Origin of the sequence: Streptomyces sp. 8N706, assembly GCF_052245415.1 — a bacterium.
Lineage (GTDB): Bacteria > Actinomycetota > Actinomycetes > Streptomycetales > Streptomycetaceae > Streptomyces.
Genome location: NZ_JBQQBW010000155.1, coordinates 1 through 13,312, shown reverse-complemented (window position 1 = coordinate 13,312; position 13,312 = coordinate 1). Strand labels below are relative to the sequence as shown.

The following is a 13,312-nucleotide window of genomic DNA, read 5'->3' as shown; positions in this document are numbered from 1 at the left end:
TTTCGCGCGTGAGGGTGAGAGCAACCTATTTACGTACCCCGAGGAGAGCAGAGCATGCCGTCGTACCTGTCGCCGGGCGTCTACGTGGAGGAGGTCGCCAGCGGCTCGCGCCCGATCGAAGGGGTCGGCACGTCAGTGGCGGCCTTCGTCGGGCTCGCCCCGCAAGGGCCCTTGAACGAGCCCACTTTGGTGACCAACTGGATGCAATACGTCGCGGCGTTCGGTGAGTTCACCGACGGGTACTACCTCGCGCACGCCGTGTACGGCTTCTTCAACAACGGCGGCAGCACCGCCTATGTGGTCCGCGTCGGCGGCACGCCCGGCGGTGAGTCGGGCAACGCCACACAGGACCCGGCGGCGGTCGCGGGCGGCGGCAGGGGAACACCCGCGGCGCTTCCGCCCGGCGAGCCCCGGCAGCTCGGCACGTTCAGGGTCTCGGCCACCGCTCCCGGCCGCGGCGACGGCGGGATCACCGTCGAGGTTACCGACCCGGAGGGCGACGGCCCGGCCGAGCGCTTCCGGCTGGTGGTCAAGGACGGCGACACGGTCGCCGAGCAGTTCGACGTCTCCGCCAAGAAGAGCAGCCGCACCTACGTCGTCACGCAGGTCAAGGAGCGCTCCCGGCTGATCTCCGTCCAGGAGGCGGCCCCCGCCGCGCAGCTCGCCCGCCCCGAGAACCAGACGGTCGCGCTTCCGGCACCGCAGAGCCCCCCGCCGGCTCCCGTTCCCGTGGTGGCCGACAGCCACCCCGGCCCCGAGGGATACCTCGGTGACTCGGCGGACCGCACCGGCTTCGGTGGCCTGGAGGCGTTGGACGAGATCTCGATGGTCGCCGTCCCCGACCTCATGGCCGCCTACCAGCGCGGGGCGATCGACCTGGAGGGCGTCAAGGCCGTTCAGCTCGGACTGATCGCCCACTGCGAGCAGATGGGCGACCGTATGGCCGTCATCGACCCGCCGCCTGGCCTGAACGCCCGCGACATCCGGGTCTGGCGCCAGGAGACCGCCAACTACGACTCCAAGTACGCGGCGCTGTACTACCCCTGGATCAAGGTCTTCGACCCCTCCACCGGCCAGCCGCACCTGATCCCGCCGAGCGGTCATCTGTCCGGCATCTGGGCCCGTAACGACGCCGAGCGCGGCGTGCACAAGGCGCCCGCGAACGAGGTGGTGCGCGGCGCCGTCGACCTGGAGCTCCAGATCACCCGCGGCGAGCAGGACCTGCTCAACCCCATCGGCGTCAACTGCATCCGGGCCTTCCCCGGCCGCGGCATACGCGTCTGGGGCGCCCGTACCCTCGCTTCGGACCCGGCCTGGCGCTACCTCAACGTCCGCCGGTACTTCAACTACCTGGAGGAGTCGATTCTCGTCGGCACTCAGTGGGTGGTCTTCGAGCCGAACGACCTGGCCCTGTGGTCCCGGATCCGGCGCAACATCTCCGCCTTCCTGGTGACGGAGTGGCGCAGCGGTGCCCTCTTCGGCGCCACTCCGGAGGAGGCCTACTACGTGAAGTGCGACGCGGAGACCAACCCGCCGGAGTCGGTCGACCTCGGCCGGGTGGTGTGCGAGATCGGTATCGCACCCGTCAAACCGGCCGAGTTCGTGGTCTTCCGGCTGGCCCAGTTCTCCAGCGGTGGCGGCGAGTTGGAGGAGTGACCCGACCCGCCGCGGGCCCCGGCCACCGGCACCCCCGCGGCACCGTACGCACGCGGAGCGGCGGCGCGGCGGCCCGGCCGGGTGTGCCCGGTCGCTGTCGGGCGGCCCCGGCACCATCCGTACCCCCTTCTCCTGCTCCGCTTTCTTCCTCTTTCTCCTTTTCTTCTCTTCTCCACGAACGCCAAGGAGTGACGGCTCATGAGCCTTCAGCAGGGTGACGCCCTCACCTCACATAATTTCGGACTCAACATCGACGGCGTGTTCGCCGAGTACCTCCAGGAGATCAGCAGCCTGGAGGTCGAGCAGGATGTCATCGAGTACCAGCAGGTCACCTCCCAGGGCAAACCCCACACCGCGAAGATGCCGGGTGTGAAGAAGGCGGGGACGGTCACCGTCGTACGCGGTATGACCCAGTCATCGATCTTCACCGAGTGGATCAACCAGTCCACACGCGGCGACATGGCATCGGCCCGCAAGAACGCCACGATCATGATGAACGACTACATGAACAACACGGTGAAGCAGTGGCACCTGCGCAACGCCTGGTGTCCCAAGGTCACGGCCAGCACGCTGAAGGCCGGCGAGGCGTCCGCGCTCACGGAGACGGTGACCATCACGTTCGAAGAACTGGTCGTCGAATAATGCGCCGTACGCTCCCCAGGCCGCCCGGCCCGGCCGCCGCCTCCGACTCCGTCCCCGCGGAGTCGGAGGCGGCACCGGACGGGCAGACTCCGGAGCCGGCCCGGCAGTTGCGCACCGAATTCGAGTTCGAGCTGCCCCGCGGATACGTGGACCCGGCAGGGGCCGTCCACCGCGAGGGCGTGATGCGCCTGGCGACGGCCCGGGACGAGCTGGTCCCGCTGCGGGACCCACGGGTACAGCAGAACCCCGCCTACCTCTCGGTGATCCTGCTCGGCCGGGTGATCAGCCGTCTGGGGTCGCTGCAGATGTCGGGCGGCGGGGTCGGTGACGGGGTGGTGGAGAACTTGTTCGCCTCCGACCTCGCCTTCCTGCAGGACTTCTACCGGCAGATCAACGCGGAAGGGCACACCCGTGCCGCGGTGACCTGCCCGCATTGCGAGCAGCCGTTCGAGGTCGAACTCGGCGGGGGCCGCCTGGGGGAATCGTGACGTACGGGACCGACCGGATCGAGGAGGAGGTCGCGTACGTCGCCTATCACTTCCACTGGAGCCTGGACTCCATCCTCGACCTGGAGCACCACGACAGGCGTCGCTACGCCGAGCGGATAGCGGCGCTGGTCACCCGCGCGGCGGGGAACGGGTGAAGGAGTCGGACATGGGAATCCTCGACCGTCTGCGGCGGCGTGCGGGCACGGCGTCCGGGAGGGTGCCCGGGGCGGCGGGTCGGCGGCGTACGGGTGCGGACGGCGCGTCGGGCGAAAGGGCCATGGCCGGGCTTGGTACGGCGCCGGAGGCCGGGGCAGGTGCCGGAGCCGGGGCGGGTGCCGGTGCCGGAGCCGCATCGGGTGCTGGGCCCGGCGCCGTAGCCGGGGCCCGCACCGCCTCGGATACGGGGGCCGGCGGCGCGCAGCGTGCGACGGGCGCTTGGGCCGCCCTTCCGGTGATCCAGCGGCTGACCGCCCGTCCGCACGCCACCGCGGACGCGGATTTCTCGTCAACTCTGACGGTTAGTCAGAATCTCTCTTTCACCGGCCCGCCGTCTCACGCGGTCCTGGACGACGCTCCCTCCGGGCTCGTCCGGGACGTGCTCGGCGTACCGTCCCGGCCGTCCCCGGGGTTCGGCCCGCCGAGCCTGTCCCTTCCCGTGGCGGCCGGGCCGGGCGTGGAGAAGGGGCTGTGGACCGCCGACCTGCCCTCCGGGGGTGAGCCGGAAAGGGGCGGGCATGGGATCCAACGTGCCGTGCGGGCTGCGTCTCGTACGGCGGCGCCCCGGGTGACGCCTGTCCGCGCCCGGACCGCACGGTCCCCGCTGGTCGCCGTGGCGAGGGCTGCCGCGCCGGAACGGCGGGTGCTCCCGGTCACGGCAGCGCCCGCGGCGCGGCGGCCCGCGGGCTCCGCGCTGCCGTCCCCGTCGCGCACGGATTTCCCGGGCACGGACTTCCGGAGCACGGACCTGCCGGGCACAAATCTCCCGAGAACGGGCCTGCCGGGGACGGGCCTCCCGGGCACGGACGCGGGCGCGGGTGTCACTGCCGCGGACTTTCCTGGCGCGGTCGTGGGCCCGCGGATTGCGGGGCCCGAGGTGCCCGGCCCGCAGGCGTCGGGGGAGGAGGTTTCCGACCTGACGGGGCCGGGGGCGCAGGCTCCGGGGCGGGCGGACTCGGGCGCACAAGGGGTTCAGGTCATGCCGGGCGAGCCGGGTACGCGCACCCAGGGGACGAGGGGCCCGGACGTCCCAGGTGCGGGGGCCCGGACGCCGGACGGGCGGACTTCAGGGACGGGGAGCACTCACGTACAACGTGCGGAAGCCCAGGGTTCGGGTGCGCAACCCCGGTCGGCCGGCGTTGGCGCACAACCTACGGGCACTCAGGTTTCGGCCCGGTCTCCGGGAACGCAGCCCCCTGGAACGCAGGCTCCGGGAACGCAGACCCCTGGAACGCGGACTCCGGGAGCGGCAGGCCCGGGCTCACCGGGCTCCGGAGCGCGGGACTCGGGCGCGGACGCCCCGCGGCGTGCCGCGGGCGGAGGGGGACGTACGGGGCTGGGGACACCGTGGAGGGGCGAGACGGGGGACGGGACCGCTGCCCGGAAGCCCTCGACCACGCCCCGCACCGACCCCGTTCCCCCCACGGCCGTGTCCCGAACCGTCGCGCCGTCCACGGACAACGCGGCTCACCACGGCGGAACGAGCACCCACACCACTACCTCCCACACCGCTGCCTCCCACACCGCGGACCCGACGCCGTCCGCCCCGCCGGCCGTCCAGCGTCAACGTCCCCTTCTCGGGGCGCCGTTGCCCGCGCGACCCGCCGGTGCCGTACAGCGGACAGCCGTTCCGGGCGCCACCCCGGTGCCCGCATCCCACCGGGCATCCGGCAGCGCGCCGCACGAGATCCATGGGAGTCGGCAGGCCCTGCCGACGTCCGGTCCCAGCCCGCAAGTCGGCCCCGCACCGGGGCCCGGACCCGCCCCACGAGCAGTCTCCCGTCCGGCCTCCGGCTCTCCTGCTGTGCCCGGGCCCAGCACCGGTTCGGGGCCGTCCTCGAGCGCCGTCTCCCGCCCGGCTCCCGGCGTGGCACCGGCCAACGGTCCTCACCTTCAGCGAGCCGTGCCCACCACCCGTACGGGCCCCGCACCGGCATCCCGTGCCAACTCCCTGCCTGACACCGGATCGCCTGCACCCACCAGCTCCGGCCCCACCTCGGACGCGAGTTCGACGCCCGGCCCCGGTGCCCACGCGGGGACCGAGGGCCGCCGCGGCGAGAGGGGTGAGAGTCAGTCGGGCCGGACCCGCGGCTCCGACCGGGACCACAATGCAGCCGATGCCCCGGCGGTCGGCGAGGCCCGTGGCGTTCAGCGGGCCATTCCGGCCACAGGTACCGGTTCGGCCTCAGCCACCGACTCTGCGTCCCACCTGGCTTCAGGACAGAGCCATGGGGTCCAGCGGGCCACGCCTCCTGTCGGGCCGGGCACGCAGAAGGCCCCCGGGGCCGACGCCGACCCGGCGTACCCGCCCCGTCAGGTGTCCGGCTCCCGATCCGGCGCCGGCCCGAATCCCCGTCCCACATCCGGCGACAGCCATGGCCTCCAGCACCCGGCACCCACGGACAACACCGGCCGTACGGCCGGGCCCGTGCCCGGGCCCGGACACGCCACCAGCCGGACGCCCGGCACCCGGCCCGGCGACGCCCCGGCATCCGGGAGCGTCGCCCCCGGCACAGCCCCCGCCCAGCGGCCGGGCCATATCCCCGGCGTCCAGCGGGCTGTTCCGGCCAGCCGTCGGACTCCGGGCCTGCCAGGGCCGCAGCACGCCCCACACCACACACCCGGTCTCCAGCACAGGACCGTTCCAACGCCCGCGCCCACCACCGCTCGCGCACCGAGCAGCGGCGCCGACCACACCAGTGCCGGCGTTCAGCGGGACACACCGACCACCCGCCCCGGCCCGGAGCTCCACCCCGGCTCCGCCGCGGACCAGGCTCACAGCACGAGCCGAGCGCGCAACACCCCTTCCGACGCCGACCGGACGCCCGACAGCCCTGATATCCAGCGGGCCACGCCGCTGACGCATCCGGCCAACGGCCTCGGCTCCGCCCCCGGCTCACCGTCCGGCAGTCACGGACCCGCGCCCGACACCGGCACGCGTCCACTCGGCGGTTCACAGCCCGGTTCCGGGGCCGGAGCCCGGTCCGGTACGCCGTCCCGGACGAGCTCTCCATCCAGTCCGGTACGTGGCCCCGGTCCCCGGCCTCCCCAGGGCAGCAGCCGTGACGGCGCCCAGCCGGCCGTACGGACCCCCCGTACGGGTGGGGGCGAAAGGCAGCAGCCGGGGCCGGTCCCGACGGGCGCACCGGGGGCCTCGCCGCGGCCCACCAGCGGCTCTGTCCGACCGACGTCGCCCGCCGACGGCGTGGTGCAGCGAGCCGCCGTTGAGGTGGCGTCTTCCCGTCCTACGGGCCCGACCGTCGCCGCGGGCGGTGACCCCCAGGGGGCACTCGCCCCGGGTCGCCCCCTGGCGTCGGCCCGTGCGCTGGCACACTCCCGGACCGTTTCCTCCGTTCCCACCCCGCAGCGCGAAACCGCACGCCCAGCGGTGCCACTGCGCCGTACGGAACCGCGTCCGGCCGACGATGTTCGCGTTCCGCCGCCCCACGCCGTGCCCCGGGGCGCCGGCGCCTCGGCCGCTGCGGCGTCATCCACGGCGCCCGTGCCCCTGAGGCCGCGCTCCGCCCCCGTGGGAGCGCAGCCCGACGCGGCGGCGGTCGTCACGCCCGTACCGACGCACCGTGCGTCCGCCCCCTCGGTACAGCGGGCATCCGTCCGTCCGCCCGCCGGCGCGGGGCGGACCACGCAGCCCGGGCCCGGCATCCCCAGGACGCCAGAGCCGCACCCGGCGGTGGCGGGCCCGCAGCCCACTCCCCCGCAGTCCCCGCCGCCTCAGCCCCCGCCCCCGCCGAGTCCGCCCCCGCCGCGTCCGCCCGCACCCGTCCAGCGCAACTCTTCTCCCCGCAGGCCCGACGGGCCGTCCCCTCCTCCGTCCCAGGGCGGGGCAGCCCGGTCGGCCCGGGGCGGCATGGACCCCCGGACTCTGACGGACGGCCAACTGGACGAACTCGCCCGGCGGTTGATCAATCCGCTGTCCCGGCTGCTGCGTGCCGAGTTGCGCTACGACCGCGAGCGGGTGGGCAGGCTGCGTGATCCCCGTGCCTGAGGGCGGCCGCCGCCGCAGGGCCGTGAACCGTCCGACCCCGGCCCCAACGGCCCAACCCGAACCACCTGAACCACCTGAACCACCTGAACTGCCCGAAACGTCCTGAGGGTCCCGAACAACCCGAGCGACCTGAACTACCCAGCCACACGCCCGTATCGGATCCGACGCACCACCCGCCGCGACCGCCGACCGCCGACCGCCGACCGCCACAAACCCACCGAAGCACCCGACCACCCGACCACCCGGCGCACGACCAGCCCCGACGACCCCACCCGCAGAAAGGCCGACCCGATGCCCAAGGATCTGGACCCGGGCTCCACCATCTACTTCACGCTGAGCATCGACGGCGAGAGCCTGGGACGTTTCAACGGCTGCGAGGGCCTGGCCTCGGAGGTGGAGACCGAGCAGCGCCAGGAGGGCGGCAACAATGCCTTCGTCTGGCAGCTGCCGTCGCGCGTCACCTTCTCCACCATCCGGCTGACCCGCCCCCTCACCCCCGACACCTCGAAGGTCGCGGCCTGGATCTCCTCCCTCGCCACCGGCATCACCCGGCCCACGGCGCAGATCGCCGCCCTGCGCGCGGACGGCTCGACCGTCGCCAGCTGGGGGCTGATCGACGTCCTGCCGGTCCGCTGGCAGGGCCCCAGCCTGGACCCGGCCAGTCCGGCCGTCGCCACCGAGGTCCTGGAGATCACGCACCACGGTTTCACCGACGCGGGGGCGGCGTAGATGGCGGTCCACGGCGGAGGCGGCAAGAGCGGGGGGAGCAAGGTCCCGGGCGGCAAAGGCGCGGGGCCCAAGGGCGGCGCGGGCAAGAGCCTGGTGCGGGCCACGCTCAGCATCCACCAGCCACCGACCGGGTTCAGCACCACCCCCGGCGCGCTGATCAGCCCGTTGGAGTTCCAGTTCAACCCCTCGCAGCTCTCCCTCACCCGCAGCGCCCAGTGGAAGACCACCCCTACGGCGGCGGTGCGCTCAGCCGCCGTCCCCGAGTTTCTGGGACCCGAGCCTCGCTCGCTCAACGTGGAGATCTTCCTGGACGGTACGGACAAGCCGGGCTCGAACAGGGTGCTCAAGGACGTGGAACTTCTCTTCTCGTGCTGTGAGGTGACGTCGGCGAGCATCGCGGCGAAGCAGCCGTCCACCCCGTGGGTGGTCTTCCGCTGGGGAAGTTTCTCCACCGTCAGCTTCACCGCGTACGTGAGCTCGGTGGACGCCACCTACACCCTGTTCAGCACGACCGGGGTGCCCATGCGCGCGACCTGCCAGGTGCATTTGCAGGAGATCCCGAGCAAGACGGCCGGGCAGAACCCGACCTCGGGAGCGCTCACCGCTCAGCGCGTGCACCGCGTGGTCGCGGGCGACAGCCTCCAGTCCCTGGCCTGGCGGGAGTACGGGGACGCCACCGCATGGCGCGCGATCGCGGAGGCGAACGGCATCGACGACCCGACGGTGCTTCCACCCGGCGTCGAACTCCTGCTCCCCGCCGCGGAGGAGGCCGGGCGCTGACGGAGTGCCACCCCGTGAAGACCCTGCCGCGAACAACCCGCCGTGCACAACCCGCTGTGAACAACCCGCTGTGAAGCACCGAAGCGCGCCCGCGCCCGGAGCACCCGAGCATCACCACGTAGCGAAAGGGAACAGGTCAGCCCCGTGTCCGAGGGAACCAGCTCCAACCTGATCGACGCCAGGATCGGCGGTGCGAAGCTGCCGGAGGATGTCGCCAAGCTGCTCGTCGAGAGCTGGGTGGACCTCGGCGCCGGTGTCCCCGGCGCGTTCCAGCTCACCTTCCGCGACCCGAACAAACTGGTCCTGGGCCGTCTCAAGGCCCGTATCGGCGTGCCCGTCGTCCTGTCCGCCGTGGCCAACGGGAAGGGCGTGGCGTCTCCGCTGCTCACCGGCGAGGTCACCGGGCTGGAGACCGACTACGACGCCACCGGCACATTCACCGTCGTACGCGGCTACGACCTCGGCCACCGGATGCTGCGCCAACGTCGCGTCGTCGCCTACACCAAGATGACGGCCGCCGATATCGCCAGGAAGCTGGCCGCCCAGGACAAGGTGCCGGTCGGAAAGGTCGACGCCACACCGACCGTCTACGAGTCGATCACCCAGCCCAATGTCTCCGACTGGGACTTCCTCTCCCGCCTCGCCGACGAGAACGACCGGGTGCTGTCCGTCAGTCCCGACGGCAGGCTCCAGTTCGTCAAGCCCAAGCCCGCCTCGGGGGCACCCGCGCCGCGCGCCGCCTCGCCGAACGCCGCTGCCGAGAACCCGCTCGTCCTGCGAGCCGACCGGAACGTCCTGCGCTGCCGGGCCGCCGTGACCTCCGCCGACCAGGTCAACGACGTCGAGGTACGCGGCTGGGACGTCACCACCAAACGGGCCGTCACCGGACGCAAAACGGCCGCCACCAGCCCCGGCGCCACGATCGGGACGACCCCGAAGAAGGCCGCCGCGGCCTTCCCCCGCACGCGGCTGGTCGGCACCGACACCCCCTACGACAAGCAGGCCCAGGTGAAGCATGCCGCCGACGCCCTCGCCGCCGATGTCACCGCGGCCTTCAGCGAGCTGGAGGTCATCGCGCGCGGCAAGCCCGAGCTGCGCCCCGGGGTGGCCGTCTCGCTCGCCGACGTGGGCGAGCCCTTCGAGGGCAAGTACACGGTGACCGCCGCCCGCCATCTGTTCCCGGCGGCCGACCGCTACGAGACGTGGGTGACCGTCAGCGGCCGTCAGTGGCGCTCGCTGTACGGACTCGTGTCGGGCGGTGCGAACGACTCCCCGCGGCTGCCGAGCGTGGCGAACGCCGTGGTCACCGACGTACAGGACCCGCTCCGCCAGGGCCGGGTGAAACTGAAGTTCCCCTGGCTGAGCGACAGCTACGTCAGCGACTGGGCCCGCACCGTGCAGTTCGGCGGTGTCAAGGGCGGCAGCATCATCGCTCCGGACGTCAACGACGAGGTGCTGGTGGCCTTCGACCGCGGTGCCCTGGACCACCCGTACGTCATCGGCGGCCTCTACAACGGGGTCGACAAGCCCGTCCGCGGCGATGTGCCGTTCATCGACCCCATGCGGGGGAAGGTCAACCGGCGGACGCTGGCCGACCGCGACAACAACCGTCTCGACCTGCTCGACCAGAGAACGGGCGCCCGTAAGCGCGGTGTCCGGGTGAGCACCGGCGACGACCGGCTGACCATCCACCTGGACCGGACCCGCACCAGCATCACGGTGGACAGCAGAGGCAGTGTGAGCATCACGGGCAGCACCTCGGTGTCGGTCGAGGCGGGCCGCGACCTCACGCTGAGCGCGGGGAGAACCCTGACGATCAAGAGCGGCGGCCTGCTGAGTCTCCAGGCGCGCGGCGCACTCAACGCACGGTCCCTGACGGGTGCCGTCGTCGTCAACGCGGCCGCCGCGCTGAATCTCCGGGCGGCGGGCGCGGTGGCCGTCAACGCGGGCGGCGCGCTGAGTGCGCAGGCGACCGGTGCCCTCAACCTCAGTGCGGGAGCCGCCGCCAACGTGCAGGCCGCTGCCTCGGTCGGCATCCGCGCCGCCACCATCCCGCTGCTGGGGCTGGTCACCGCCAATGGAAAGCCGGTCATCTGATGAGGCGGCGTCAGCGTCCGGACACCGGGAGGGATCGCCGTGGGTGAGCAGTTCGTCGGTTCGGGATGGGCCTTCCCGATGCGTATCAGCCCTTCAGGGGGGATCGCCCTGGTCAGTGGCGAACGCGAGATCGAGGAGGCGATACGCCTCGTCCTGGCCACCGCGCCGGGCGAGCGCCCCATGCGCCCCGAGTTCGGCTGCGCCATCCATGACCTGGTCTTCGCACCCGTCAACGAGGACACGGCAGGCCGTATCCAGCAGGAGGTCCGCGCCGGCCTCGACCGCTGGGAGCCCCGCATCGAGGTCCACGACGTGGAGGTCAGCACCGACGGCGACGACCCGGGCGTGCTCTTCATCGATGTCCGCTACGGGGTGCGCGGCACCAACAACCCGCGCAGCCTCGTCTTTCCGTTCTATGTGATCCCCTCCCACGACGAGCCTGCGTCCCCCCAGGACGGCCCGGCTACCGAAAGCGACCGCTGATGGCCCTGCCCTCCCCCAACCTCGACGACCGGCGCTTCCAGCAGTTCGTGGACGATGCCAAGCGCTACATCCAGCAGCGCGCCCCGGAGTGGACCGACCACAATGTGTCCGACCCGGGCGTCACGCTGGTGGAGACGGTCGCCCATATGGCCGATCAGATCGTGTACCGGCTCAACCGCGTTCCGGAGAAGAACTATCTGGCCTTCCTGGACCTGCTCGGAATGACGCTCTTCCCGCCGTCCGCCGCGCGCACGGACGTCACCTTCTGGCTGTCCGCCCCGCAGGAGGAGCCGGTACATCTGCCGGCCGGCACCGAGGTCGCCACGGAGCGCACCGAGGCCGAAGAGGCCGTCGTCTTCGCCACCGAGCGGGATCTCCTCGTACCGCCCTGTGTGCTGGAGCGCTTCGCCGTGCAGCACGACGGGCAGGCCGTCGCCGACCGGACCGACGACCTGGCGGCGCTCCAGGACGACGAGCGCGGCCACCCCGACGGCGGGGACGACGCCGAGGACACGGGCCCGAAGGACATCCTCTGTTTCTCCGAGGCTCCGCGCCCGGGTGACTGCCTGCTCCTGGGACTGAGCGCCGCCGTCCCCCACTGCGCGGTCGTGCTGGAGCTCGACAGCCGCGTGGACGGCGTCGGTGTGGATCCGCGCCAGCCACCCCTGGTGTGGGAGGCCTGGACCGACGACGGCTGGGCCGCCTGCGAGGTGGACCAGGACGGCACCGGCGGCCTCAACCGCCCGGGTGAGATCGTCCTGCACGTGCCCGGCGGGAATGTCCTCTCCCGCTCGGTACGGCACGAGGCCGGCTGGCTGCGCTGCCGCGTCACCGCCCCCGAGGCGGGCCAGCCCTTCTACACCACCTCACCGACCGTCAGGTCCGCCTCGGCGTACACCATCGGCGGCACCACCGGCGCGGTGCACGCCGACACGGTCCGCGACGAGGCGCTCGGCGAGTCCACCGGGCTGCCCGGGCAGCGGCTCCGGCTCGCGCACGCACCCGTCGTGGGCGACGATCCGCCGCTGCGTCTCCAGGTCGCCGAGCCCGACGGGTGGAGGGACTGGGATGTCGTCCCGCACCTGGCGGCCTCCGGCCCGTACGACCGCCATGTCACCCTCGACGCGACGACCGGCGAGATCTCCTTCGGGCCGGCCGTACGCGAACCCGACGGCACCCTGCGCCAGTACGGCGCCGTGCCCCCGAAGGGCGCCGTCATCCGCGCCCTCCGCTACCGCACCGGCGGAGGCAGGGCGGGGAATGTCGCCCGCGGCTCGATCCGGGTACTGCGCAGCTCCGTGCCGTACGTCGGCCATGTGGACAACCGCGAGGCGGCCCGGGGCGGAGTGGACGGCGAGACGGTCGACGAGGCCAAGGTCCGGGCCCCGATCTCGCTGCGCGCCCAGGACCGTGCGGTCACCTTGCGGGACTACGAGGAGCTGGCCCGGCGAGCGGCCCCGGAGACCGCGCGCATCACCTGTCTGGAGGCCGAGGCGGAGGAGCACGGGACGTACGCCGTCCGGGTCCTGGTTGTCCCGCAGGCGCCCCCCGACCGCAGCGGACGGCTGCGTTTCGAGCAACTCGTGCCCGGCGACGCTCTGTTGGGCAAGATCACCCGCTATCTCGACGAACGGCGGCTGATCGGGACCCGGCTGGCGGTCGGTCCGCCGTACTACCAGGGGGTCACGGTGGTCGCGACGCTGCACGCCTTCCGCGGCGTGGACCTCGACCGGGTCCGCCGGCAGTCGCTGGACGCCCTGTACCGGCATCTGGACCCGCTGGTCGGAGGGGTGCACGGCACGGGCTGGCCCTTCGGGCGCCCGGTGCAGGCGGGCGAGGTCTTCGCCGTACTGCAACGCGTGCCGGGCGTGGAGCTGGTGGACGAGGTACTGCTGCACCCGGCGGATCCGCTCACCGGCAAGCGGGGTGATCCGGCGGACCGGATCGACCTCTCCCGGCCGGCCCTGGTCTTCTCGTTCGACCACCGCGTCCGCGTGATCGGGGGCTGACGGTGAGGGGATCCGTCGACGGGCTGGGCAGTGCCTCGCCCCTCGCCATGATGCTGCCGGCGGTCTACGCGGACGACGACCTTCGCCGAGAAGGACCTTCCCGAAGAAGTGAAGGCCGCCTTGCAGAACGCCGCCGCACAGGAGGGAGCGGTGCTGCTCTTCCCCGGCCCCTGGCATGCCGAGACACTGCTTGATCTGGTCCGTGA

General features: G+C 72.7%; 10 protein-coding genes and 1 pseudogene. All 11 read left to right on the top strand.

The window, feature by feature from the left end; genetic code table 11:
* Positions 1–54 precede the first annotated feature (54 nt).
* On the top strand, positions 55–1,656 hold the full coding sequence (locus ACTWQE_RS31725) for a phage tail sheath subtilisin-like domain-containing protein (RefSeq protein ID WP_443332541.1): 1,602 nt from the start codon (positions 55–57) through the stop codon (positions 1,654–1,656).
* Positions 1,657–1,854: 198 nt separating this feature from the next.
* On the top strand, positions 1,855–2,298 hold the full coding sequence (locus tag ACTWQE_RS31720; RefSeq protein ID WP_443332540.1) for a phage tail protein: 444 nt from the start codon (positions 1,855–1,857) through the stop codon (positions 2,296–2,298).
* Complete coding sequence (locus tag ACTWQE_RS31715; protein WP_443332539.1) at positions 2,298–2,786, top strand: hypothetical protein; 489 nt, start codon at positions 2,298–2,300, stop codon at positions 2,784–2,786. Before ACTWQE_RS31720 ends, ACTWQE_RS31715 begins: the two co-directional genes overlap by 1 nt.
* Entirely contained in the window at positions 2,783–2,941 is a 159-nt protein-coding gene (locus ACTWQE_RS31710; RefSeq protein WP_443332538.1) for a DUF6760 family protein, read from the top strand. The genes ACTWQE_RS31715 and ACTWQE_RS31710 overlap by 4 nt, the downstream gene beginning before the upstream one ends.
* A gap of 3,929 nt (positions 2,942–6,870) precedes the next feature.
* Positions 6,871–7,008 (top strand): hypothetical protein, encoded by a 138-nt coding sequence (locus ACTWQE_RS31705; RefSeq protein WP_443332537.1) that lies wholly within the window; start codon positions 6,871–6,873, stop codon positions 7,006–7,008.
* A 291-nt stretch (positions 7,009–7,299) separates the two neighbouring features.
* The gene (locus tag ACTWQE_RS31700) at positions 7,300–7,737 is read left to right on the top strand and encodes a phage tail protein (RefSeq protein ID WP_443332536.1); all 438 of its coding nucleotides are present in this window, start codon (positions 7,300–7,302) and stop codon (positions 7,735–7,737) included.
* On the top strand, positions 7,738–8,517 hold the full coding sequence (locus ACTWQE_RS31695) for a CIS tube protein (protein WP_443332535.1): 780 nt from the start codon (positions 7,738–7,740) through the stop codon (positions 8,515–8,517).
* Positions 8,518–8,661: 144 nt separating this feature from the next.
* On the top strand, positions 8,662–10,614 hold the full coding sequence (locus tag ACTWQE_RS31690; protein WP_443332534.1) for a VgrG-related protein: 1,953 nt from the start codon (positions 8,662–8,664) through the stop codon (positions 10,612–10,614).
* 39 nt (positions 10,615–10,653) lie between these two features.
* Complete coding sequence (locus ACTWQE_RS31685; RefSeq protein ID WP_443332533.1) at positions 10,654–11,097, top strand: GPW/gp25 family protein; 444 nt, start codon at positions 10,654–10,656, stop codon at positions 11,095–11,097.
* A complete protein-coding gene (locus ACTWQE_RS31680) occupies positions 11,097–13,106 on the top strand; it encodes a putative baseplate assembly protein (RefSeq protein ID WP_443332532.1) in 2,010 nt (669 codons plus the stop codon). Before ACTWQE_RS31685 ends, ACTWQE_RS31680 begins: the two co-directional genes overlap by 1 nt.
* 2 nt (positions 13,107–13,108) lie before the next feature.
* Positions 13,109–13,189 (top strand): annotated as a pseudogene (locus ACTWQE_RS31675) (phage tail protein); the annotation flags it as partial.
* Positions 13,190–13,312: the final 123 nt, after the last annotated feature.

Coding starts and splice junctions, on each gene's coding strand:
- ACTWQE_RS31725 (WP_443332541.1), top strand. CDS start 55: ATGCCGTCGTACCTGTCGCCGGGCGTCTACGTGGAGGAGGTCGCCAGC.
- ACTWQE_RS31720 (WP_443332540.1), top strand. CDS start 1,855: ATGAGCCTTCAGCAGGGTGACGCCCTCACCTCACATAATTTCGGACTC.
- ACTWQE_RS31715 (WP_443332539.1), top strand. CDS start 2,298: ATGCGCCGTACGCTCCCCAGGCCGCCCGGCCCGGCCGCCGCCTCCGAC.
- ACTWQE_RS31705 (WP_443332537.1), top strand. CDS start 6,871: ATGGACCCCCGGACTCTGACGGACGGCCAACTGGACGAACTCGCCCGG.
- ACTWQE_RS31700 (WP_443332536.1), top strand. CDS start 7,300: ATGCCCAAGGATCTGGACCCGGGCTCCACCATCTACTTCACGCTGAGC.
- ACTWQE_RS31695 (WP_443332535.1), top strand. CDS start 7,738: ATGGCGGTCCACGGCGGAGGCGGCAAGAGCGGGGGGAGCAAGGTCCCG.
- ACTWQE_RS31680 (WP_443332532.1), top strand. CDS start 11,097: ATGGCCCTGCCCTCCCCCAACCTCGACGACCGGCGCTTCCAGCAGTTC.